Source organism: Streptomyces cinnamoneus (assembly GCF_014650495.1).
GTDB lineage: Bacteria > Actinomycetota > Actinomycetes > Streptomycetales > Streptomycetaceae > Streptomyces > Streptomyces cinnamoneus.
In genome coordinates this window covers 155,667-178,740 of sequence record NZ_BMVB01000008.1, presented here as the reverse complement: position 1 = coordinate 178,740, position 23,074 = coordinate 155,667, and the positions used below count along the sequence as shown (strand labels likewise).

At 73.2% G+C, this 23,074-nt stretch carries 23 protein-coding genes; 16 read left to right on the top strand and 7 right to left on the bottom strand.

What is annotated here, in order from left to right:
* Positions 1-24: 24 nt before the first annotated feature.
* From IE182_RS14390 to rfbC, 14 genes are all read left to right on the top strand, one after another.
* Positions 25-204 (top strand): daptide-type RiPP, encoded by a 180-nt coding sequence (locus IE182_RS14390; RefSeq protein WP_190110182.1) that lies wholly within the window; start codon positions 25-27, stop codon positions 202-204.
* Between the two features lie 89 nt (positions 205-293).
* Positions 294-455 (top strand): daptide-type RiPP, encoded by a 162-nt coding sequence (locus tag IE182_RS14385; RefSeq protein WP_190110181.1) that lies wholly within the window; start codon positions 294-296, stop codon positions 453-455.
* 46 nt (positions 456-501) lie between these two features.
* Positions 502-660 (top strand): daptide-type RiPP, encoded by a 159-nt coding sequence (locus IE182_RS14380; protein WP_190110180.1) that lies wholly within the window; start codon positions 502-504, stop codon positions 658-660.
* Between the two features lie 59 nt (positions 661-719).
* On the top strand, positions 720-875 hold the full coding sequence (locus IE182_RS14375) for a daptide-type RiPP (protein ID WP_190110179.1): 156 nt from the start codon (positions 720-722) through the stop codon (positions 873-875).
* 140 nt (positions 876-1,015) lie between these two features.
* On the top strand, positions 1,016-1,210 hold the full coding sequence (locus IE182_RS14370) for a hypothetical protein (protein ID WP_190110178.1): 195 nt from the start codon (positions 1,016-1,018) through the stop codon (positions 1,208-1,210).
* On the top strand, positions 1,207-1,962 hold the full coding sequence (locus IE182_RS14365) for an ABC transporter ATP-binding protein (protein WP_190110177.1): 756 nt from the start codon (positions 1,207-1,209) through the stop codon (positions 1,960-1,962). Before IE182_RS14370 ends, IE182_RS14365 begins: the two co-directional genes overlap by 4 nt.
* The gene (locus IE182_RS14360) at positions 1,955-2,698 is read left to right on the top strand and encodes an ABC transporter permease (protein WP_190110176.1); all 744 of its coding nucleotides are present in this window, start codon (positions 1,955-1,957) and stop codon (positions 2,696-2,698) included. The genes IE182_RS14365 and IE182_RS14360 overlap by 8 nt, the downstream gene beginning before the upstream one ends.
* A 15-nt stretch (positions 2,699-2,713) precedes the next feature.
* The gene (gene mpaP / locus IE182_RS14355; protein WP_190110175.1) at positions 2,714-4,375 is read left to right on the top strand and encodes a daptide biosynthesis intramembrane metalloprotease; all 1,662 of its coding nucleotides are present in this window, start codon (positions 2,714-2,716) and stop codon (positions 4,373-4,375) included.
* Positions 4,376-4,431: 56 nt separating this feature from the next.
* Positions 4,432-6,999 (top strand): class III lanthionine synthetase LanKC, encoded by a 2,568-nt coding sequence (gene lanKC, locus IE182_RS14350; protein ID WP_190110174.1) that lies wholly within the window; start codon positions 4,432-4,434, stop codon positions 6,997-6,999.
* A 1-nt stretch (position 7,000) separates the two neighbouring features.
* Positions 7,001-8,086 carry a glycosyltransferase family 2 protein gene (locus IE182_RS14345; RefSeq protein WP_190110173.1) on the top strand — a complete coding sequence of 362 codons (1,086 nt, stop codon included), beginning with the start codon at positions 7,001-7,003 and terminating at the stop codon, positions 8,084-8,086.
* Positions 8,083-9,150 carry a glucose-1-phosphate thymidylyltransferase gene (locus tag IE182_RS14340; RefSeq protein ID WP_190110172.1) on the top strand — a complete coding sequence of 356 codons (1,068 nt, stop codon included), beginning with the start codon at positions 8,083-8,085 and terminating at the stop codon, positions 9,148-9,150. The genes IE182_RS14345 and IE182_RS14340 overlap by 4 nt, the downstream gene beginning before the upstream one ends.
* A 49-nt stretch (positions 9,151-9,199) precedes the next feature.
* Entirely contained in the window at positions 9,200-10,165 is a 966-nt protein-coding gene (rfbB, locus tag IE182_RS14335) for a dTDP-glucose 4,6-dehydratase (protein ID WP_190110171.1), read from the top strand.
* Entirely contained in the window at positions 10,162-11,052 is an 891-nt protein-coding gene (gene rfbD / locus IE182_RS14330) for a dTDP-4-dehydrorhamnose reductase (protein WP_190110170.1), read from the top strand. Before rfbB ends, rfbD begins: the two co-directional genes overlap by 4 nt.
* Positions 11,040-11,633, top strand: coding sequence for a dTDP-4-dehydrorhamnose 3,5-epimerase (gene rfbC / locus IE182_RS14325; protein WP_190110169.1), 594 nt, complete (start codon positions 11,040-11,042; stop codon positions 11,631-11,633). The genes rfbD and rfbC overlap by 13 nt, the downstream gene beginning before the upstream one ends.
* Before the next feature lie 65 nt (positions 11,634-11,698).
* On the opposite strand, the gene IE182_RS14320 is transcribed toward rfbC, so the two are convergent.
* From IE182_RS14320 to hrcA, 4 genes are all read right to left on the bottom strand, one after another.
* Entirely contained in the window at positions 11,699-12,448 is a 750-nt protein-coding gene (locus tag IE182_RS14320; RefSeq protein ID WP_190110168.1) for a 16S rRNA (uracil(1498)-N(3))-methyltransferase, read from the bottom strand.
* Between the two features lie 67 nt (positions 12,449-12,515).
* Complete coding sequence (locus tag IE182_RS14315; RefSeq protein WP_190110167.1) at positions 12,516-13,580, bottom strand: nitronate monooxygenase; 1,065 nt, start codon at positions 13,578-13,580, stop codon at positions 12,516-12,518.
* A 69-nt stretch (positions 13,581-13,649) separates the two neighbouring features.
* Complete coding sequence (gene dnaJ, locus IE182_RS14310) at positions 13,650-14,789, bottom strand: molecular chaperone DnaJ (protein ID WP_190110166.1); 1,140 nt, start codon at positions 14,787-14,789, stop codon at positions 13,650-13,652.
* Entirely contained in the window at positions 14,790-15,806 is a 1,017-nt protein-coding gene (hrcA, locus tag IE182_RS14305) for a heat-inducible transcriptional repressor HrcA (RefSeq protein ID WP_190110165.1), read from the bottom strand.
* A 222-nt stretch (positions 15,807-16,028) separates the two neighbouring features.
* Between hrcA and IE182_RS14300 the strand changes: the two genes are divergently transcribed.
* Together IE182_RS14300 and IE182_RS14295 are read left to right on the top strand one after the other, a co-directional pair.
* Positions 16,029-16,772 carry an MBL fold metallo-hydrolase gene (locus IE182_RS14300; protein ID WP_190110164.1) on the top strand — a complete coding sequence of 248 codons (744 nt, stop codon included), beginning with the start codon at positions 16,029-16,031 and terminating at the stop codon, positions 16,770-16,772.
* A 28-nt stretch (positions 16,773-16,800) separates the two neighbouring features.
* Positions 16,801-17,640 (top strand): DUF3097 domain-containing protein, encoded by an 840-nt coding sequence (locus IE182_RS14295; protein ID WP_190110163.1) that lies wholly within the window; start codon positions 16,801-16,803, stop codon positions 17,638-17,640.
* 56 nt (positions 17,641-17,696) lie between these two features.
* Here the strand turns inward: IE182_RS14295 and hemW are convergent, their stop codons facing one another.
* The 3 genes from hemW to IE182_RS14280 all read right to left on the bottom strand — a co-directional run bounded on the left by hemW (position 17,697) and on the right by IE182_RS14280 (position 22,854).
* Positions 17,697-18,929 carry a radical SAM family heme chaperone HemW gene (gene hemW / locus IE182_RS14290; RefSeq protein WP_190110162.1) on the bottom strand — a complete coding sequence of 411 codons (1,233 nt, stop codon included), beginning with the start codon at positions 18,927-18,929 and terminating at the stop codon, positions 17,697-17,699.
* Positions 18,930-18,960: 31 nt separating this feature from the next.
* Positions 18,961-20,829: a SpoIIE family protein phosphatase gene (locus tag IE182_RS14285; protein ID WP_190110161.1), complete on the bottom strand. Its 1,869-nt coding sequence runs from the start codon at positions 20,827-20,829 to the stop codon at positions 18,961-18,963.
* A 135-nt stretch (positions 20,830-20,964) separates the two neighbouring features.
* The gene (locus tag IE182_RS14280) at positions 20,965-22,854 is read right to left on the bottom strand and encodes an AMP-dependent synthetase/ligase (protein WP_190110160.1); all 1,890 of its coding nucleotides are present in this window, start codon (positions 22,852-22,854) and stop codon (positions 20,965-20,967) included.
* Between the last annotated feature and the right edge of the window lie 220 nt (positions 22,855-23,074).

Sequence of the window (23,074 nt, the reverse complement as noted above, 5' to 3'; positions counted from 1 at the left end):
CTGAAAAGGGAAAGGGGAAGAACTATGCAGAACGAGCGCGTCGCCACGGCGACCGAGCAGCTGACTGCGGTCAACCTGGAGCTGGGCCTCCAGGAGCTTGAGGCCATGGAGGCCCCGGGCTTCTGGTCCACCGCCGGTGGCGTCGCCACGGGTATCGGCGTCGTGTCGATCGTCGGCTACGCCGCGGTTTCCCTCGCCACCTGATTCCCCCCGGCCGGCCGGTCACCATCCGGTGAATGCCGCTGTGGGCCGGCCGGCCCGGATATCCGAAACGTCAGGAAAGGAGGTGTGACATGCAGGAGAACTCCCCCATGGAGGCCGCCGGTTTCGAGCCGGTGCTGGAACTCGGTCTTCAGGAGCTGGAGGCCATGGAGGCCCCGGGCTGGTGGACCGTCGGTGCCGTGGCCAGTGCGGTCGGCAGTGCCGCTCTGAGCATCGCGTCCGTCATCACCTGATGGATTCCGGCGCATGAACCCACGGAAAACACAAGGGAGGTGTGACATGCAGGAAATTTCCCTTCAGGAGACGGCCGCCTTCGAGCCGGCTCTGGAGCTGGGCCTCCAGGAGCTGGAGGCCATGGAGGCCCCGGGCTGGTGGACGGTCGGCGCGGCCACGGTGACGAGTGCCGCCGTCGGTATCTCGATCAGCATCGCCACCTGAGCCGTCTGATCCATCTGTTGTTTTCCGTTTTCGACTGAAACTTAGAAAAGGAGCGTGACATGCAGGAGAACAAGTTCGAGCAGGAGCTGGAGCTCGGTCTGCAGGAGCTGGAGGCCATGGAGGCCCCTGACTTCTGGTCCGGTTTCAAGCAGGGCGCGACGATCAGCCTCGGCTCCCTCGTGCTCTACAGCACGGTTGCCTCGATCGCCACCTGAGCCGTCCCCACGCGGTTCGTCACCCGGTCCTCCCAAGGACCTGTGTGTGATTAATGTTTGACACCGGGGTTCCGCGGCGACGATGTGCCGTTGCCGCGGAACCCCGCAAGCACTGAACGCGAGAAGCAGAAGGATTCGATATGAGCGACAACCAGCAGAACCGGCAAATGAACGTAAAACTCTGTATCGCGTCCATGATTCTCGTGTTGGTGCTTCTGGTCGGGAATGCCGTGTTCACCGGCCTCGCCCAGTGGGTTTTCCTCGCCGTGGTGGGCGTCGCCATCATCGGCTGCGTCGGCCGTGTCGTCGCGAACCTCCAGGCGGACCGCCGATGACCGGCGACGCCGTCGTCGAACTCCGCGGCCTGACCAAGCGGTTCGGCACCATGACGGCGGTGGAGGACGTCTCCTTCGAGGTGCGCTCCGGCCGCATCGTGGGGCTGCTCGGCCGCAACGGCGCGGGCAAGACGACCTCGCTGCGCATGCTGCTCGGCCTGATGCTCCCCACCTCGGGCACGGCCACCGTCTTCGGCCACCGCTACCAGGACCTGCCGCGCGCCGCCCACCGGGTCGGCGTCAGCATGGACGGCATCAATCCGCTGCCGGGCACCACCGCCCGCCGCGAACTGCGCATCTGGGCCCGTGCGCTGGGGCTGCCGGCCGCGCGCGCGGACGAGGTGCTGGGCCAGGTCGGGCTGGACGACCGCGCCGACCGGAAGGTCAAGGGCTACTCGACGGGCATGAAGCAGCGTCTGGCCCTGGCCACCGCCCTGCTGTCCGACCCCGAGCTGCTGGTGCTCGACGAGCCCGCCAACGGCCTCGACCCCGACGGCATCCGCTGGCTGCGCACCATGCTGCGCTCGCTGGCCGACGAGGGCCGCACCGTGCTGGTCTCCAGCCACCTGCTGGCCGAGATCGAGCAGACCGTCGACGACGTGGTCATCGTGCAGCGCACCCTGCGCTACGCGGGCCCGCTGAGCGACCTCACCTCCGAGGGCACCGAAAGCCTGGAGGATCGTTTCTTCTCGCTGGTCGGCTCCCAGACGGGCGCCACCGGCACGACGGCCAAGGAGCGCGTCGATGCGTGACCTGCTTCCCGCCGAGTGGATGAAGGCGTGGGCCGGCCGGACCTGGCTGATCTGCGCGGCATCCGGCTCCTTCATGTCGCTGCTGGCGTCCCTCGGCTACGCCAGCGACACCGACAAGAAGATCACCGAACAGCACATGGACCTCGCCACCATCACCAATGACTCGGTGCGTGCGTGGATGATGACCTTCCTGTTCGCCTCGCTCTTCGGTGCGATCTTCGTCGTCCGCGAGTACACCGCGGGCACCATCGGCCGCTCGGTCCTGCTGAGCGGCACCCGTACCCGCCTCTTCGCCGCCAAGGCGCTGGTGGGCACGGCGATGGGCGCCCTGTCCGGACTGCTCGCCGTCGCCCTGGCGTTCGCCGCCACCTACGGCGCGCTCGCCTCGAACGGCCACAACCCGGAGATCACCCGGGAGACCTGGCTGATCGCCGCGGGCATCTTCGTCTGCAACGTGCTCGCCGGCCCCTGGGGCGTCCTGTTCGGCTGGATCATCCGGCACCAGGTCGGCGCCGTGACGACGCTGCTCGCCCTCACGCTGATCGTCGACCCGGCCCTGCAGCGACTGGTCCCCGACGTCGGCAAGTTCCTGATGACGATCGCCATGAGCTCGGTGTACCGGGACGGCAAGCCCGAACTCCTCTCGGAGCCCATCGCGTTCCTGGTCATCGCCGGCTGGCTGGCCGCCGCCTGGTTCGGCGCCCGCAAGCTGTTCCTCACCCGCGACATCACCTAAGGCGGGACCGTAGCCATGTCCTCCAGAACCGCAACCGCGACCCGTGAGCCCTCCCCCGCCGCGCTGGCCCGGCCACGCATCGCCGATGACGTGACCGTCCACGCACCGGACCGGGACGGCGCCCCCTGGGTCATCCAGCGCGGTCGCCACCAGTACTTCCGGGTGCAGGCCGACCTGGCGCGGCTGGCCCGCGCCGTGGACGGCACGCGCGACCACTCGGGCCTCGCCGAGGTCCTGGGGCCGCCGTGGACGCCCGAGGTCGTGGGCGTCGCGGTGCGCAAACTGGCGGACTCCCGGCTGCTGGACGACGGGGAGGCGGGACGCAAGCGGAAGAACCGGGGTACCTGGATCCGCTTCGTCCCGCCCCTGACCGTGCAGTTCACGCTCCTCAAGCCGGAGCGCGTGCTGCGCCGCCTGACCCCTCTGCTCAACGCCCTGGCCGGCCGGGCCGCGGCGGTCGTGGCGGCGGTGGCCGTCCTGGGCGGCCTGCTCGCCCTCGCGGCCCAGGGCGCCGAACTGCGCACCGCCCTCGGCCAGCCGCTGCCGATCCCGGTCTACCTCGCGGTGGCCCTCGGGATGCTCGCCACCACCTGTGTGCACGAGATGGGGCACGGCGCGGTCCTCACCTACTACGGTGGCCGGCCGAGCCGCATGGGCGTGATGCTCTTCTACCTCTCCCCGGCCTTCTTCTGCGACGTCTCCGACGGCTGGCGGCTGTCGGAGAAGGCGCACCGCGTGCGCGTCGCCCTGGCCGGCATCGCCACCCAGACGGTGATCGCGGGCACCACGGGCATCGCCACGCTGTTCGTGGACGACGCCTCGGTCCGCGCCGGCATGCTCGTCTTCACCGTGTCCACGTACGTGACCGGTCTGCTGAACCTGCTGCCCTTCATCAAGCTCGACGGCTACATCGCGCTGATGAGCCACCTGGACCTGCCGCACCTGCGGGACCGTGCCATGACCGACGGCCGCCGCTTCATCGCCAAGGTCCTCTTCGGCGGCGGCCGCTACGAGCGCGAACTGCCCCAGCTGTCCTGGTCGGTCGCCTACGGCCTGGCGTGCATGGCCTTCCCGTTCTACATCGTCACCAGCGCCATGAGCCTGTGGTCCGACACCGCCCAGCGCCTCGGCCCGGTCGGCGCCTCGCTCGTGCTGTGCGGCATGGCCTACTTCCTCTACCACCTCGGCCGCGGCTTCAAGCGGCTCCTGGGCGAGGCGCGCAGGGCGGGCGCCCGCACCTGGCGCATCGGCGTCGCCACGGCGCTGACCGTCGCGGGCGTCGGCGCGCTCCTGCTGTGCGTCAAGCTTCCCTACGCCGTCTCCGGCGGCTACGTCCGCGACGCCCGGGGCGACGTCCGGCTGGTCCTGCCTCCCTCGGCCGACCGCTCCGTGATCGGCAAGGGTACGACCGTCCAGCTGTTCCGCTCGGGCGTGACCACAAAGGAGCGCACGGGCACGGCCGTCGTGACCGACGCCCGCGGCAAGGACACCACCGCACCGCTGTCGGCCTTCCTGCCCGTCCGGACCGACGGCCTGCCGCAGATCGTCGTCGGCTACCGGCTCCACGTGACCCAGGCACCCGCCGACCGGACCGGCACGGCCGAGGTGAAGGCCGGGAAGCTGCCGCTGTGGAACTGGCTCTACAGCAAGTACGTGGCGCCGGCCTGGCGCTGGTGACGCCGGCCCGCACCGCCGGCCCGTCGGGGCCACCGCACTTCTAGGGGGAAACCATCATGATGCTCCAGTACCTGAACTACTGCCGGCCGGGCGACGTCTTCTACGACAAGCCCGTCGTGGACGAGGACTCCGCGACCGCCTACGGCGCCGGCCTCGCCGACCTGCCCGGGCAGTGGCGGCGCGAGACCAACGCCGACTGGGCCATGGTGATACCCCCCGGCATCGACCTCCCCCGCCAGGGCTGGAAGATCCACGTCTCCGCCACCCTGGAGAACGCCGAGCAGGTCCTCAAGGCCGTCTGGGACCACTGCGTGCCGCGCGGGGTGACCTTCAAGTACATCCGCAACGCCCAGGTGCTGTTCCGGCGCAACAGCAAGTACGGCGACCGCAGCGCCAGCGGCAAGTTCATCACCGTCTACCCCCTCGACGAGGAGCACCTGGCCACCCTGCTGGGCGAGCTGGGCGAGCTCCTCGACGGCAGCGACGGCCCGTACATCCTCAGCGACCTGCGCTGGCGCGCCGGCTGCCCGCTCTACGTGCGCTACGGCGCCTTCGTCGAGCAGACCGTCCGCAACGCGGCCGGCGAGACGGTGCACTGCGTCACCGACCCCGACGGCAACCTGGTGCCCGACCACCGCGGCCCCGGCTTCCGCCCGCCGGCCTGGGCGCCCCTGCCCGCGTGCCTGACCGACGCCCTCGCCGCCCGCAGCGCGGGCACGCTGCGCGACTTCCCCTTCCGCGCCACCAAGGCACTGCACTTCTCCAACGGCGGCGGCGTCTACGAGGCCACCGACATCCGTGACGGCGCCACCGTGCTGCTCAAGGAGGCCCGCCCGCTGGCCGGCCTGGACGACACCGGTGCCGACGCGGTGGCCCGCCTGGAGCGCGAGCACTGGGCGCTGGAGCAGCTCGCGGGCCTGACCCGCACGCCCCGGCTCATCGACTACCGCATCGGCAGCGAGCACTACTTCCTGGCGCGCGAGTACGTCGCGGGAACGCCCCTGTTCAAGGCGATGGAGAAACGCAACCCGCTGCTCAACCGCGACCTGCCCGCCGAGGAGGCCGCGCCGTACGCGCAGTGGGCCCTGCACGTCCTCGACGAGATCGAGACGGGCGTGCGGGAGATGCACGAGCGGGGCGTCGTCTTCGGCGACCTGCACCCGAGCAACGTGCTGGTCCGCGAGGACGGCGGCGACGACGGCGCTCCCACCATCGCCTTCATCGACTACGAGGCCAGCAGCGAGACCAGCGCCGAAGCCGGCCAGCCCATCGGCGCCCCCGGCTTCCGGGCGCCCGCCGGCTACACCGGCACGGCCGTCGACCGCTACGCCCTGGGCTGCCTGCGGCTGGCGCTGTTCGTGCCGCTGACCATCATGTTCTCCTGGTCCCCGCGCAAGGTCGACCAGCTCATCGACGTCGCCCGCCGCCACTTCCCCCTGCCCGCCGACTTCGCCGACCGCGTCCGCGCCGACCTCGGCACCGGCGCCCGCCCCGACGCCCCCGCCGCCGCGGCCGAGCAGCCGGAGCCGTCCTGGGAGCCGTCCGGCCTGCCCGCCCTGCGACGGGCGATCGCCGACGCCATCACGGCCTGCGCCACCCCCGGCCGCGACGACCGCCTGCACCCCGGTGACATCCAGCAGTTCCTCGCCCCCGACGGCGGCGTGACCTTCGCCCACGGCGCGGCGGGCGTGCTGTGGGCGCTCGCCGTGGCGGGCGCGCCGGCCCCCGCCGGGCACACCGACTGGCTGCTGCGCGCCGCCGACCGCCTCACCGATCCGCGGCCGGGCTTCCACGACGGCCTCGCCGGCATCGCGTACGCCCTGGACCACCTGGGCCGGACGGACGAGGCGCTCGGCCTGCTCGGCCGGGTGACGGGCGCGGCCCTCGACGCGGCCGACACCACCTTCCACAGCGGCCTGCCGGGCATCGGCCTGACGTGGCTGCACTTCGCCGGCCGCACGGGGGACGGGGCCCTGCTGGACGCGGCCGCGGGCATCGCCGACCGTCTCGTCGACGGCGCCGGCGGCAGTGCCGCGGGCCGGCCCCGCCCCGGTCTGCTGCACGGTCACGCGGGCACCGCCCTGTTCCTGCTGCGGCTGTACGAGCGGACGCAGGACGCCAAGCTGCTGCACCACGCCGTGGAGGCGCTGCGGCAGGACCTCGCGGACATCGGCCACCCGGGGCAGGCGTCCGGCGGCGACGCGCCCTGGCGCTCCCCGCTGCTGGGCGCGGGCAGCGCGGGCCTGGGCATGGTCCTGCACGACGCGCTCGCCCATCACGACGAGCCGGGGTTCGCCGCGGCCCGCGACGCCATCCGGGACGTGACGAAGCCGCACTTCGTGCAGCACGCCGGCCTCTTCCACGGCCGGGCCGGCATGGCCCTCGCCCTCGCCCACATGCAGGACGGCGACCCGGAGGCCGAGGCCGCGCTGCAGCGGCACGTCGCCGCCTTCGCCTGGCACTCCCATCTCCTCGACGGCCGCCCCGCGTTCCTCGGCGACCAGCTGCTGCGGCTGTCCGCCGACCTCGCCACGGGCGCCGCCGGCGTCCTGCTCGCCACCCACGCCGTGCACGCGGACGCCGCCGTGGGCCTGCCCTTCTTCCGCCCGAGCCAGGAGCGCTGACGTGACCGGTTCCCGCCCCCTGGTGTCGGTGATCTGCCCCACCTACAACCGCTCCGAGGCCATCGTGCGCACGCTCGACTCGGTGCGGAACCAGTCGGTGACCGACTGGGAGCTGCTGGTCATGTCGGACGGCAGCACCGACGACACCGAGGACTGGGTGCGCGCCGCCGCCCACCAGGACCGGCGCATCCGCCTCGTCCGCACCGCACGGCACGGGCACCCCAGCGGCCCCCGCAACGAGGGCCTGGCCCTGGCCCGCGGCGCGTACATCGCCTACATCGACCACGACGACGTGTGGCGCGAGAACCACCTCGCCGTGGTGCTCTCCCTCTTCGAGGAGGGCGGCGAGCTCGTCGCCACCGGCTTCGAGTGCCGCAACCGGAACGACGAGGTGACCTCCGTCTCCGACGCGTTCGGGCTGTGCTGGCACCCCGAACTGCAGGTGCTCGGCCCCGTCTTCGAGCCCTCGCGCGTGGCGCACCGCGCCGGGCTGGCCGAACGGGTCGGCGGCTGGCGGGCCGGCTACGGCCTGGAGGACTGGGACCTGTGGCTCCGCCTGGCCGACGCGGGCTCGGTGTTCACCACCGCGCAGGACCGCACCACCGAGCTCTTCGACGACCCCGGGACGCGCCGCTTCGCCACCCCGCTGCGCCACCGGCTGCCCGTGGCGTCCTTCGACGACCCCCGCCACGCCCAGGCGGTGCTGCGGGAGCTGCAGGACGGCCGGCACGAGGCCGCCTTCCGGGCCGCGGCCGCCGCGGACACCCGCGCCTGGTTCGCGCGGCTGCGCACCACCGCGGAGTTCAGCACGCCCCGGGGCTGGGACACGGACCTGGACGCGAAGCTGGACGCGGCGATCACCAAGGCCGCGGCCGACGCCCCGTCGCCCTGGCCCGACCTGGTCCTCGTCCCCGAGAAGGGCCGCTTCGTCGTGGCCCAGCGCCTGTGGTGCTCCACCGCCGAGCACGCCGCCCGCGTCGTCGAGCTGACCCACCGCACCCAGCGTGCACAGTTCGCCCTGGTGGAGGAGATCGTGCGGGAGACGACCGGTTCCCCGGCCGTGCCCGCGGGAAGCGGTGCACGGTGAAGGCCCTCGTCCTGGCCGGCGGCACCGGCAGCCGGCTGCGGCCCATCACCCACACGGCCGCCAAGCAGCTCGTGCCGGTCGCCAACAAGCCGGTGCTGTTCTACGGCATCGAGTCGATCGTCGAGGCCGGCATCACCGACATCGGCGTGGTCGTCGGCGACACCGCCGCCGAGATCCGTGCCGCGCTCGGCGACGGCTCGCGCTTCGGCGCCCGCGTCACCTACCTGCCGCAGGAACGCCCGCTGGGGCTCGCGCACGCCGTCTCGGTGGCCCGCGACTGGCTGGGCGAGGACGACTTCGTGATGTACCTCGGCGACAACTTCATCGTCGGCGGGATCACCGCCTTCGTCGAGGGCTTCCGCGCGCAGCGCCCGGACGCCGGGCTGCTGCTCACCAAGGTCGACGACCCGCGGGCGTTCGGGGTCGCCGAGCTCGGCCCGGACGGCGACGTGGTGCGGCTGGAGGAGAAGCCGAGCGCGCCGCGCAGCGACCTGGCCCTGGTCGGCGTGTACTTCTTCACCAGCGCCGTGCACGCCGCCGTGGCCGCCCTGACGCCCTCGGCGCGCGGCGAGCTGGAGATCACCGACGCCATCCAGGGGCTGATCGACGCGGGACGCACCATCCGCGCCACGACGATCACGGGGTACTGGAAGGACACCGGCAACGCCCACGACATGCTGGAGGTCAACCGCTCGGTGCTGGAGGGCCTGGAGCGGTGCGTCGAGGGCGAGGTCGACGACACCAGCAAGATCATCGGCCGGGTCCGCATCGAACGCGGCGCACGGATCGAGCGCTCCCGCATCGTGGGCCCCGCGGTCATCGGCGCCGGCACGGTCGTGCGCGACTCCCGCATCGGCCCCTCCACCTCCGTCGCCGAGGACTGCACGATCACCGGCAGCGAGGTGGAGTCGTCCATCATTCTCCGGGGCGCCGGCATCGACCGGGCGGGCCGCATCGAGGACTCCCTCATCGGCCGGTCCGTGCAGGTGACGGGCGTCGCCGAGGCACCGCGGGGACACCGCCTGGTGCTCGGCGACCACAGCCGCATCCACATCGCCGCCTGAGCGCCGCCCCACAGCCGGCACGATTCGCGAAAGACCCCGAAAGACCTCGATGAGACTGCTCGTTACCGGTGGTGCCGGATTCATCGGCTCCCACTTCGTCCACGGCCTGCTGGCGGACCCCGCCGGCCCCTCGGCCGTCACCGTCCTGGACGCCCTCACCTACGCCGGCCACCGCGCCAACCTGCCCACCGCGCAGCAGGCCCCGCGCCTTGAGTTCGTGCACGGCGACATCCGCGACGCCGCGCTCGTCGGGGAGCTGACGGCCCGGCACGACGCGGTGGTGCACTTCGCCGCCGAGTCGCACGTCGACCGGTCCATAGCCGACGGCACGGAGTTCACCTCCACCAACGTCCTGGGCACCCAGACGCTGCTGGAGGCCGCGGTGCGCGCCGGCATCGGCACCTTCGTGCAGGTGTCCACGGACGAGGTGTACGGCTCGATCACCACGGGCTCCTGGACCGAGGAACAGCCGCTCGCCCCCAACTCCCCCTACGCGGCGTCCAAGGCCGCGGCCGACCTCATGGCCCTCGCCTACCACCGCACCCACGGCCTGGACGTCCGCATCACCCGCTGCTCCAACAACTACGGCCCCCGCCAGTTCCCGGAGAAGCTGATCCCCCTGTTCACCGGCCGCCTGCTGGACGGGCACACCGTGCCGCTCTACGGCGACGGCGGCAACGTGCGCGACTGGCTGCACGTCGAGGACCACTGCCGTGCGATCCGGCTGGTGCTCGACGGCGGACGCCCGGGCGAGGTCTACAACATCGGCGGCGGCACCGAACTCACCAACAAGGAGCTCACCGGCCGGCTCCTGGCCGCCTGCGGCGCCGGCTGGGACCGCGTGGAACACGTGGAGGACCGCAAGGGACACGACGCCCGCTACTCCGTCGACTGGTCGAAGATCCACCGCGAGCTCGGCTACGCACCCGTGCACTCCTTCGACGAGGGACTCGCCGCGACCGTGGCCTGGTACCGCGACCACCGCTCCTGGTGGCCGACGGCGGCGGCCGCATGAGCGGCTGGCTGATCACCGGCGCCGGCGGCCTGCTGGGCGGCGAACTGCGCGCCCTGCTGCCGGCGCACACCACCACCGCCCTCACCCGCCACGAACTGGACGTCACCGACCCGGACGCGGTCACCGACGCCGTCGCCGGGCTGCGCCCCTCCGTGGTCGTCAACTGCGCCGCCTGGACGGACGTCGACGGCGCCGAGGCCCACGAGGCCGGGGCCCTGGCCGTCAACGCCACCGCCGTGCGCGCCCTCGCCCGCGCCTGCAGGCACACCGGCGCCCGGCTGCTGCACGTCTCCACCGACTACGTCTTCGACGGCACCGGCCGCACCCCCTACGCCGAGAATGTCCGCCCGGCACCGCGCACCGCCTACGGCCGCACCAAGCTCGCCGGCGAGCGCGCCGCCCTGACCGGACACCCGGCCGGGGCGACGGTGGTCCGGACGGCGTGGCTCTACGGCGCCGCCGGCCGCACCTTCGTCGGCACCATGACCGAACGGGCCCGCGCCGGCGAGCAGGTGCGGGTCGTCGACGACCAGCACGGCCAGCCCACCTGGGCCCGGGACGTCGCCGCACGCCTGCTGGCCCTCGGCACCGGCCCCGCCCGCCCCGGCATCCTCCACGCGACCGCGGGCGGCCGCACCACCTGGTACGAACTGGCCCGCGAGGTGTACCGGCTGGCGGGCGCCGACCCGGCGCTGGTCACGCCCATCGGCAGCGCCGACCTGAACCGGCCGGCCCCCCGCCCCGCCTGGAGCGTCCTCGGCCACGAGGGCTGGCACGCCACCGGGCTGTCTCCGCTGCGCCACTGGCGGACCGCCCTGCACGACGCCTTCCCCGCCTTCACCACCCCCGTGAGCGACCACCCGAGGAGCCCGGCATGCGCCCGCTGACCATCGACGGGGCCTGGATCCACGAACCGGTCGTCCACCACGACGACCGCGGCGCCTTCCACGAGTGGTTCCGCGCGCCGGACTTCCTCACCGCCACCGGAGCGCCCCTGGAGCTCGCCCAGGCCAACTGCTCCGTCTCCCGCCGCGGCGCACTGCGCGGCATCCACTTCGCGGACGTCCCGCCGGGCCAGGCCAAATACGTCACGTGCCTGCGCGGCGCCGTCCTCGACGTCGTCGTCGACGTGCGCACCGGCTCCCCCACCTACGGGCAGTACGAGACCGTGCGCCTGGACGACACCTCGCGCCACGCCGTGTACCTCTCGGCCGGGCTCGGCCACGCCTTCCTGGCCCTGACCGAAGACGCGACCGTCATCTATCTCTGCTCGACGGGCTACCACCCCGAGCGCGAGCACGGCGTGCACCCGCTCGACCCGGCCCTCGGCATCGACTGGCCCGACGAGGCGGGCGTCCCCCTGCTGTCCGCCAAGGACGCCGCGGCCCCCACGCTGGAGGAGGCGCGCCGGGCCGGCATCCTGCCCGCCTACGCCGCCTGCCGGTCGGCGTACGCGCCCACCCCCTGAAACGGGGCGCGCCCGGCACCGGTCTCCCCCGTGGCCGGCACCGGGCGCGCCTGCCCGGCCGGGCTTCAGCCCCAGCGGCCCGTGCGGCCCAGCAGCAGCGCGGCCGCGGCCGTGCCCGCCGTGGACGTGCGCAGGACGCTCGGGCCCAGGCGGTAGGGGTGGGCACCCGCCTCCGCGAACGCGGCGAGCTCCTCGGGCGAGACGCCGCCCTCCGGGCCCACCACCAGCACGATGTCCCCCTCCGTCGGCAGCTCGGCCGTGGCCAGCGGCGTGCTGCCCTCCTCGTGCAGGACCGCGGCGAAGGCGGCACCGGCCAGCAGCCCGGCCACCTGCCGGGTCGTCATGAGGTCGCCGACGTCGGGGAAGCGGAGCCTGCGGGACTGCTTGCCCGCCTCGCGGGCGGTCGCCCGCCACTTGCCGAGCGACTTCAGACCGCGGTCGCCCTTCCACTGCGTCACGCAACGGGAGGCCGCCCACGGCACGACCGCGTCGACGCCGGTCTCGGTCATCGTCTCGACGGCGAGCTCGCCCCGGTCGCCCTTCGGCAGCGCCTGCACGACCGTGATGCGCGGCCGCGGCTCGGGCTCGGAACGGACCGAGGTCACCGAGACGTCGAGGTGGTCCTTGCCCTCGACGGCAGCCACCGTGCCGTGGACGCCCGTGCCGTGGCCGTCCGTCAGGACGATCTCCTCGCCCACCCGCAGCCGCCGCACCGAGACCGCGTGCCGGCCCTCGGGGCCGTCCAGCGGGAAGACGGTGCCGGGGAAGACGCCCGTGAGGGAGTCTTCTTCGACGAGGAAGACCGGCGCTGTCATGACGTACTCGCTCTCTCGGTGCTGCGGTGGGGGGCTTCGGTGGGGCGGGCTTGCGCGCCCCGGGGTCTCAGTGGTTCAAGGAGTCGCGGGCCGCGTCCAGTTCGGCGACCAGCAGGGCCATCAGCCCGGTCGCCGGGAGCGTCCGCGCCAGCCGGTGGCCCTGGCCGGCCCACAGGGCCATCGCCTGCGGGTCACCCGCCGCGGCGGCCGCTCTGCGCAGGCCGGACGTCATGTGGTGGACCTGGGGGTAGGCGGCCGGGGCGTACGGGCCGTGCTCCCGGATGAAACGGTTCACCAGCCCTCGGGCCGGGCGGCCCGAGAAGGCCCGGGTCAGCTCGGTCCCCACGTAACGGGGGTCGGTCAGGGCCCGCTTGTGCAGGTCGTGCGCGCCCGACTCCGGACACGGCAGGAAGGCCGTGCCCAGCTGCGCGGCCCAGGCGCCGGCCGCGAGGACCGCCGCTATCTGCTCGCCGCGCATCAGCCCGCCCGCCGCGACGACCGGCAGCTCCACCGCCGCACGGACCTCGGCGAGCAGGGGCAGCAGGCCGGCCCCCGCGCCCGCGCCGTCCGCGTGCGGATCGTCGCGGTGGGTGCCCTGGTGGCCGCCGGCCTCCACGCCCTGCACGCAGACCGCGTCCGCGCCCGCCTCCTGCGCGGCACGGGCCTCGGCGGCCGAGGTCACGGTCACGACCGTCACCGAACCGGCCGCGGCCAGGGCGTCCACCGTCGTACGGGAGGGGTACCCGAAAGTGAAGGAGACGACCGGCACCGGGTCGTCGAGGAGGATGGCGAGCTTGGCGTCGTACGCGTCGTCGCACGCCTGGTCCGTCTCCCCCAGCGGGGTGCGGTACCAGGTGGCTTCGCCCGCGAGCTGCTCGGCGTACAGCTCGACGGCCGCCGGGTCGGCGGCGGGCGGCTGCGGCATGAAGAGGTTCACGCCGAAGGGCCGGGCGGTACGGGCGCGGAGCTGCTTGATCTCCTCGTACATGGCCGCCGGGGTCTTGTAGCCCGCGGCGAGGAATCCGAGGCCGCCGGCCTCGCAGACGGCCGCGGCCAGGGCCGGGGTGGAGCCGCCGCCGACCATGGGCGCCTGCACGATCGGGTGCTCGAAGAGTCCGGTCAACGGAGCCATGACCACATCGTGTCACAAACGCACCGGCCGCCCCCGTGCCCGGGGACGGCCGTCAAGCGTGGAGGGCGCCTACCGCCCGTTGAACGCATCCTTCAGCCGCGAGAACAGCCCCTGCTGCCCCGGCTTGAACTCGCCCATCGGGCGCTCCTCGCCGCGGATCTTCGCCAGCTGGCGCAGCAGGTCCTCCTGCTGCGGGTCCAGCTTGGTGGGCGTGGTGACCTCGACGTGCACGATGAGGTCGCCGCGGCCGCCGCCACGCAGGTGGGTGACGCCTCGCTGGTGCAGCGGGATCGACTGGCCGGACTGCGTGCCCGGGCGGATGTCGATCTCCTCGACGCCGTCCAGCGTCTCCAGCGGCACCTTCGTGCCGAGCGCGGCCGCCGTCATCGGGATGGTGACCGTGCAGTGCAGGTCGTCGCCACGACGCTGGAAGACCGGGTGCGGGGTCTCGTGGATCTCCACGTAGAGATCGCCGGCGGGGCCGCCGCCGGGGCCGACCTCGCCCTCGCCCGCGAGCTGGATGCGGGTGCCGTTGTCGACACCTGCCGGGATCTTCACCGTCAGGGTCCGCCGCGACCGCACGCGGCCGTCGCCGGCGCACTCCGGGCACGGGGTCGGCACGACCGTGCCGAAGCCCTGGCACTGCGGGCAGGGACGGGAGGTCATGACCTGGCCCAGGAAGGACCGCGTGACCTGCGAGACCTCGCCCCGTCCGCGGCACATGTCACAGGTCTGCGCGGACGTGCCGGGGGCCGCACCCTCGCCGCTGCACGTGGTGCAGACGACGGCCGTGTCGACCTGGATCTCCTTGGTCGTGCCGAAGGCCGCCTCGGTCATGGAGACTTCGAGCCGGATCATGGCGTCCTGGCCGCGGCGCGTGCGCGAGCGCGGACCGCGCTGCGACGCCTGGCCGAAGAAGGCGTCCATGATGTCGGAGAAGTTGCCGAAGCCGGCACCGAAGCCGCCGGCACCGGCGCCCGCGCCGCCCGAGGAGGACAGCGGGTCGCCGCCGAGGTCGTAGACCTGCTTCTTCTGCGGGTCGGAGAGCACCTCGTAAGCGGCGTTGATCTCCTTGAACCGCTCCTGCGTCTTCAGGTCCGGATTGACGTCCGGGTGCAGCTCGCGCGCGAGACGACGGAATGCCTTCTTGATCTCGTCCTGCGAGGCGTCGCGCCGTACGCCCAGGACCGCGTAGTAGTCCGTGGCCACTTACGACTCCGCCAGGATCTGTCCGACGTAACGTGCCACTGCGCGTACCGCTCCCATCGTTCCGGGGTAGTCCATGCGGGTCGGTCCGACCACGCCGAGTTTGGCGACGGCCTCGTCGCCCGAACCGTAGCCGACGGCGACGACGGATGTGGAGTTCAGTCCCTCGTGGGCGTTCTCGTGACCGATGCGCACGGTCATCTCCGAGTCCTTCGCCTCGCCGAGCAGCTTGAGCAGCACGACCTGCTCCTCCAACGCCTCCAGCACGGGCCGGATCGTCAGGGGGAAGTCATGACCGAAACGAGTGAGATTGGCGGTACCGCCGATCATCAGCCGTTCCTCGGTCTCCTCGACCAGTGTCTCCAGCAGGGTGGCGAGGACCGTAGAAACGGTTCCGCGGTCGTCCTGCTCGAAGGATTCGGGGAGGTCCTGCACCAGCTGCGGCACGTCCGTGAAGCGCCGCCCCACGACACGGCTGTTCAGCCGGGCCCGCAGGTCGGCCAGCGCGGTCTCGCCGAACGGAGCCGGGCAGTCGACCATGCGCTGCTCGACCCGGCCGGTGTCCGTGATCAGCACCAGCATCACCCGGGCCGGGGCCAGCGCGAGCAGCTCCACGTGACGCACGGTCGAACGCGTCAGCGAGGGGTACTGCACCACCGCGACCTGCCGCGTCAGCTGCGCAAGCAGCCGCACCGTGCGGGCGACCACGTCGTCCAGGTCGACGGCACCGTCCAGGAAATTCTGGATGGCGCGCCGCTCCGGGGTCGACAGGGGCTTGACGCCCGCCAGCTTGTCGACGAAGAGACGGTAGCCCTTGTCGGTGGGGATGCGACCGGCGCTCGTGTGGGGCTGGGCGATGAAGCCCTCGTCCTCCAGCGCGGCCATGTCGTTGCGCACCGTGGCCGGGGAGACCCCGAGGCGGTGCCGCTCGGTGAGGGCTTTGGAGCCGACGGGCTCCTCGGTGCCCACGTAGTCCTGAACGATGGCGCGCAACACCTCAAGCCTGCGTTCGCTCAGCATTGCGCGCACCTCCAGTCCAGTTGGTCAAAACCGTCTTGCGGGGTCCGGCGGGCTGTGCGGCTCACAGCGTCCGCGCCCTTGGCACTCAAAGGTCACGAGTGCCAGAACCCTTCAGCCAGTGTACGGCCGGGCCCCACGGCCAGGGCAAGGGCCGCCCTCACCGCGAGCCACCGGCAGCGACCCGGGCAGGCAACGGTACCGCTCTGCGGCTAGCGTCGCGGTATGGAGAATCACGGGGATTCCGGCGCTGCGGGGGCGCGCTGGGAGCAGCTCGCGCCGGGTGTCGCGCGCCGCCGGCTGCCGGGCTGGGACGCGACGGTGGGCGCCGTCGCGGGGGCGGACGGGGTCCTGGTCGTCGACACGGGCTCCTCCTTGCGCGAGGGGGTGGAGATCCGGCGCGAGGTGCAGGACCTCTTCGGGCTGCCCGTGACGCATATCGCACTCACGCATCCGCACTTCGACCACGTCCTGGGCACGGCGGCGTTCGCGGGCGTGCAGGTCCACGGTGCCGTGGGCGTGGCCGAGCTGATGCAGCGCGAGCGCGCCGGGCTGCGGCGGGACGCGGTGCGGCACGGCCTGGACCCGGAGGTCGCGGCCGAGTCCGTCGAGCTGCTGGTGATCCCCCACCACCCGGTCACCGGGGAGCTGACGGTCGACCTGGGCGGCGGACGGCGCGCGCTGCTGGCCAACGTGGGGCCCGGGCACACGGCCCATGACCTGGCCGTGCTGGTGGCGGGCGCGGGCGGTGCGCCCGAGGTCGTCTTCTGCGGCGACCTGGTCGAGGAGTCCGGCGCGCCCCAGGCCGGCCCGGACGCCCTGCCGCACGCCTGGCCCGCGGCGCTGGACCGGCTGCTCGCCCTGGGCGGCGAGGACGCGGTGTACGTGCCGGGGCACGGGGCGGTGGTCGACGCCGCCTTCGTACGGGCGCAGCGGGACGCGCTGGCGGACCTGTTCGGCCCGTCGTGATCCACCGTCGTGATCCACAATGGCGCGCATGCGCAGCAGAGACTACGGACCCGATCTGACCCCGCCGTGGAAGCGGAGCGCTCCCGCGCCCGAGGTGCCGGCGGAGGTGGACCTCGTGGTGGAGGAGGTCACGACGGGCTTCTGCGGTGCCGTGATCCGCTGCGAGAAGACGGCGCAGGGGCCGGTGGTGACGCTGGAGGACCGCTTCGGCAAGCACCGCGTCTTCCCCATGGAGCCCCGCGGCTTCCTGCTGGAAGGGCGCGTCGTCACCCTCGTCCGCCCGGCCCCCTCCACGGCCGCCCCGCAGGGCCCCGCACGGACGGCTTCCGGATCCATCGCCGTCCCCGGCGCGCGGGCGCGTGTGGCACGCGCCGGGCGCATCTACGTGGAAGGCCGCCACGACGCGGAGCTCGTGGAACGGGTGTGGGGTGACGACCTGCGCATCGAGGGCGTGGTGGTGGAGTACCTGGAGGGCATCGACGACCTGCCGGCCATCGTCCGCTCGTTCGCGCCGGGCCCGGACGCACGGCTGGGGGTGCTCGTGGACCACCTCGTCCCCGGCACGAAGGAGTCGCGGATCGCGGCCTCCGTCACGGGCGACGACGTGCTGGTCGTCGGCCACCCGTACGTGGACGTGTGGGAGGCGGTGAAGCCGTCGTCGGTGGGCATCGCCCAGTGGCCGCGGGTGCCGCGGGGGCAGGACTGGAAGACGGGCGTCTGCCGGGCCCTGGGCTGGCCGCCGAACACCGGTGCCGCCTGGCAGCGGATCCTTTCGGGCGTGCGCTCGTACAGGGACCTGGAGCCGGCGCTGCTGGGGCGGGTGGAGGAGCTGATCGATTTCGTGACGGTGCCGGTGGGCTCAAGGTGAGCCCGTCCGGCGTTTGAGGACGGGGGGTCCGGGGGCGGAGCCCCCGGTTTCGGGCCTCAGTCCACCAGGTCCCGCACCACCGCATCGGCCAGCAGCCGCCCCCGCAGCGTGAGGACCGCACGTCCGGCCTCGTACGGGCCGGGCTGCAGCAGCCCGTCCGCCAGAGCGCGCGCCGCCGCCGCGGCCCCCGCCGGCTTCAGCAACGACAGCGGGCACCCCTCCTCCAGGCGCAGCTCCAGCAGGATGCGCTCGACGCGGCGGTCCTCCTCGGAGAGGACCTCGCGCCCCGCCCCCGGCGACCGCCCCTCCGCGAGGGCCTGCGCGTACGCGCCCGGGTGCTTGACGTTCCACCACCGCACGCCCCCGACGTGGGAGTGTGCGCCGGGCCCGGCGCCCCACCAGTCGGCGCCGCGCCAGTAGAGCTCGTTGTGGCGGCAGCGCCCGGCGGCACTCGTGGCCCAGTTGGAGACCTCGTACCAGGCGAAGCCGGCGGCCGAGAGGGCCTCCTCGGCGATCAGGTAGCGGTCGGCGTGCACGTCGTCGTCCGTCATCGGCACCTCGCCGCGCCGGATGCGCCGGGCGAGCTGCGTGCCCTCCTCGACGATCAGGGCGTAGGCCGACACGTGGTCGGGGCCGGCCCCGACGACGGCGTCCAGGGAGGCGCGCCAGTCGTCGTCGCTCTCTCCCGGCGTGCCGTAGATCAGGTCCAGGTTGACGTGCTCGAAGCCGGCGGCGCGGGCCTCGGCCACACACGCCTCGGGGCGGCCGGGGGTGTGTGTGCGGTCGAGGATCTTCAGGACGTGCTGGCGTGCGCTCTGCATGCCGAAGGAGACCCGGTTGAAGCCCGCGGCCCGCAGTTCTTCCAGGTAGCGGGGGTCGACCGACTCGGGGTTGGCCTCGGTGGTGACCTCGGCCCCCTCCGCGAGGCCGAATTCGTCGCGGATCGCGGCGAGCATCCGGCCCAGGTCCGCGGCGGGCAGGAGCGTGGGCGTGCCGCCGCCGACGAAGACCGTCTCGACGGGCCGCGGGTCGTCGCCGAGCACCTTGCGGGCCAGCCGGATCTCCTCGGCGACGGTGTCGGCGTAGTTGTCGCGGGAGGCGAGGGCGCCGCCGGAGCCGCGCAGCTCGCTCGCGGTGTAGGTGTTGAAGTCGCAGTACCCGCAGCGGGTGGCGCAGTAGGGGACGTGCAGGTAGAAGCCGAGGGGCCGCTGCCCGGAGCCGTCGAGGGCGTGGCGGGGCAGTGCCCCGTCCTCGGGCATGGGCTCGCCGTCAGGCAGTACGGAAGGCATGGGGTCCATTGTCCGGCATCGCCGGAGATGCTCAGGTGGCGCGGAGGACCAGCAGCGCCAGGTCGTCGTCCAGGGGCGTGCGGGAGAAGCCGTGGACGGCACGCCGGATGCGCCCGGCGACGTCCTCGGCCGTCAGGCCCGTGCAGCCGGCGAGGGCGGTGGCGAGGCCGTCGCCGTCGTCGAAGAGGCGGTTGCCGGACTTGCGCTCGGTGACGCCGTCGGTGACGCACAGCAGTGTGTCCCCGGGGGTCAGGTCGAAGGTCTCGCTGCCGTAGCCGACGTCCTCGACGACGCCGAGCAGGGTCTGCGGCGCGGCGGCGGGCCGCACGGTGCCGTCGGGGCGCAGGAGCAGCGGCAGCGGATGGCCGGCGCTGGCGAGGGTGCAGCGGATGCCCTGGGCGTGGGGGACGAGCTCGCCGTGGAGCAGGGACAGGAAGCGGGGGGACGTGCCGCTCTCGGCGGCCTCCGCGGCCTCCTCGCACAGGAGCCGGTTGAGCCGGTTCAGGACGTCGGCGACGCCGTAGCCCTCCTTGGCCAGCAACCGCAGCCAGGGGCGGACGAAGCCGGTGGTCACCGCGGCCTCGGGGCCGCTGCCGCAGACGTCGCCGAGGGCGAAGCACCAGCGTCCGTGGCCGGCGCCGAAGACGTCGTAGAAGTCGCCGCCGGCGGAGGCGCCGCCCCGGGGTTCGTAGACGACGGCCTTCTCGACGCCGGGGATCTCGGCGACGCCACGCGGCAGCAGGCCGCGCTGGAGGATGCGGCTGATGGTGGCCTGGCGGGTGTACTGGCGGGCCGAGGCGAGGGCCAGGGCGACGCGGCGGGCGAAGTCCTCGACGAGGCAGGCGACGTCGTCGGCCATGGTGGCGGGGGCGCTGCGGCCGAGGAGGAGGGTGCCGATGCCGCGGCCGCCGGCGACGAGGCGGCAGGCCAGCGCGGTGCCGTCGGGTGCGTCGGGGCGGTGCGTGCCGTCCTGGCCGCACCGCCCGGACGGGCCGTGCGGCCAGGGGACGGCGTGGCCTGCGGCGGGCAGGACCGGCGGGGTGCGCTGGAGGGCGAGGCGGAGGGGCTCGATGCGGCTCTCGCGGGCGTGCCAGACGCGGGCGAGGCGGGGGACGGGCCGGATCGGGCCGGGCGCGCCGTCGGCGTCGAGCCAGACGGCGCACCAGTCGGCGAGGCGGGGGACGGCGAGCTGGGTGGCGAGGGAGGCCACCATGTCCTCGTCGAACTGGCCGGCGAGCAGTTCGGACGCCTCGGCGAGGAAGGACAGGGCGCGGTGGCTGCTGCCGCGCTCGCCGGTGCGGCGGGCGGCCGGCTCGCCGGCGCCGGGGGCGAGGATCTCGGCGACGCGCAGGTCGCGCAGGAGGGCCTGTTCGGAGAGGGTGCCGGTGCTGTGGGCGGCGGGGCTGGTCGGCAGGTGGAACCAGACGGTCTTGTCGGTGCGGCGGTAGGCGGTGCCCCAGGTCTCGGCCAGCTCGGCGACGAGGCGCAGGCCCTGGCCGCCGTGGGCCGGGCCGTCGCGGTCGCCGCAGCCCTGGCGGGGGCGGGCCCGCAGCTCGCGGGCGGGGTGGTGGTCGGTGACCTCGACGACGAGGCTGCCGCCGGGCGCCGGGTCGAGCCGGCACTCCAGGTCGACGGAGGTGCCGGCGTGCACGACGGCATTGGTGACCAGCTCGCTGACCAGCAGCGTCGCATCGTCGGTGACCACGGCGTGGGCGTTCCAGCCGGCGAGGACCGTACGGACGAACCGGCGGGCGGCCGAGGGCGCGCGGGCGTCGCCGGGCAGGCTGGTGCGGGCTGTGGGCGGGCCGTCGGCGCCACCGGGGCCGGTCGTCGCATGGGGCGTACGGGCCGGTGTGCGCGCTACCGGCCCGTCCTTGCCCGCGGCTGCTGATGTCCTCACGGTGACGCTCCTGACCGCTCACGGCATGGTGCGGGGATTCACCACGGACAGAGTGACAGACCGTCTGCGTTCAGGGGGGAGGAGTCGGGTAAGTGAGCCTTACGAGTGGTCGGTACGCGTGGTCGGGTACGCGCGTCAGTCCTCCCGCGCGCCCTCGTACATCTCCTCGATCAGGGCCTTGTACTCGCGCTCGACGACCGGCCGCTTGAGCTTGAGGCTGGGCGTGAGCTCGCCGTGCTCGACGTCGAGATCGCGCGGCAGCAGCCGGAACTTCTTGATCGTCTGCCAGCGCTGGAGCCCCTCGTTGAGCCGCTGGACGTAGCCCGCGATGAGCTCCTCGGTCTCCTTGGCGGCCACCACCTCCGCGTACGACCGGCCCTCCATGCCGTGCTCCTTCGCCCAGCCCTCGATGGCGGGGCCGTCGAGCGCGATGAGGGCGGTGCAGAAGTTCCGGTCCGCGCCGTGCACCAGGATGTTGGAGACGAACGGGCACACGGCCTTGAACCGGCCCTCGATCTCGGCGGGGGCGACGTACTTGCCGGCCGAGGTCTTGATCAGGTCCTTCTTCCGGTCGGTGATGCGCAGGTAGCCGTCCGGGGAGAGCTCGCCGATGTCGCCGGTGTGGAACCAGCCGTCGGGTTCGAGGACTTCGGCCGTCTTCTCGGGCTGCCCGTGGTAGCACTCCATCACGCCGGGGCTGCGCAGCAGGATCTCGCCGTCGTCGGCGATGCGGACCTCGGTGCCGGGCAGCGGCTTGCCGACCGTGCCCGTCCGGTACGCCTCGCCGGGGTTGACGAGGCTGGCGGCGCTGGTCTCGGTGAGGCCGTAGCCCTCCAGGATGTGGATGCCGGCGCCGGCGAAGAAGTAACCGATGTCGGGGGCGAGGGCGGAGGCGCCGGAGACGCAGGCCCGCAGCCGGCCGCCGAACGCCTCGCGGATCTTGCCGTAGACGAGGGCGTCGGCGGCGCGGTGCTTGGCGGCCAGGGCGAAGGGCACGGACGCGCTGCCGGTACGGCGGAAGTTGTCCTGGGAGACCTTGGCGTACTCGCGGGCGACCTCGACCGCCCAGCGGAAGATCTTGTACTTGGCGCCGCCGGCCTCGCGGGCCTTGGCGGCGACCCCGTTGTAGACCTTCTCGAAGATGCGCGGCACGGAGGCCATGTAGGTCGGCCGGACGACCGGCAGGTTCTCGATTATCTTGTCGACCCGTCCGTCGACGGCGGTGACGTGCCCGACCGTGATGTGCCCGGCGGTGAGCACCTTGCCGAAGACGTGCGCGAGCGGCAGCCACAGGTACTGGATGTCGTCGGGCCGGGCCAGCTCCGTGGCCTGGATCGCGCGGGCCATGTACGACCAGGCGTCGTGCCGCAGCCGGACGCCCTTCGGGCGGCCGGTGGTGCCGGAGGTGTAGATGAGCGTCGCGAGCTGCTCGGAGCGCAGGCCGTCGATGCGCTCGCGCACCGCACCGGGCTGCTGTTCGAGACGGGCGGCGCCGCGCTTCTCCAGGTCGGCGAGGGAGAGCACCCAGCCCTCCGGGTCGCCCTCGGCGGGCACCGCGTCCGCGGCGTCGAGGACGACGACGTGGGCGAGGTCCGGCAGGTCGGCCCGGCGCAGGCGCGCCTTGGCGAGCTGCGCGGCGTCCTCGGCGACGAGGATGCGGCACTCGGCGTCGGAGAGCATGAACGCGGTCTCGTCGGCGTTGGTGCTCGGATACACGGGCGTGGTGGCCGCTCCGGCGCACATGATGCCGAGGTCGGCCAGGATCCACTCCAGGCGGGTGGCGGAGGACAGGGCGATCCGCTGCTCCGGAAGGATGCCGAGGTCGATGAAGCCGGCGGCGATGGCGAAGACGCGGTCGGCCGCCTCACGCCAGGTGAGCGAGGCCCAGTCGTCGGGTCCGGTGCCGGAGGCCGGGGGCACGGGGTACCGGTACGCCTCGGCGTCGGGTGTGGTCTCGACCCGTTCGACGAACAGGGTCGCCACGGACGGCGGCCGGTTCTCGATCAAAGCCTGTGTGTCCGTCACGGCATCCTCCGGGGCCCGCTTCATTGCTGGTGACTCGCGAGTAACCTTCCGAGCAGTGATCAGGGTAGAGCCGAAGGGCCCATCGCGTAAGAGGCCATCGCGGGAATAGGGGGAACACAAGGGGGAGGCAGCGCAAAAGCGCCCGCCCCCTGACGGGAACGGGCACCTTGCGGACCGGGCTGCTCCGGCCCTCACGGGGAGGTCCGGAGCCGGGGCTGCC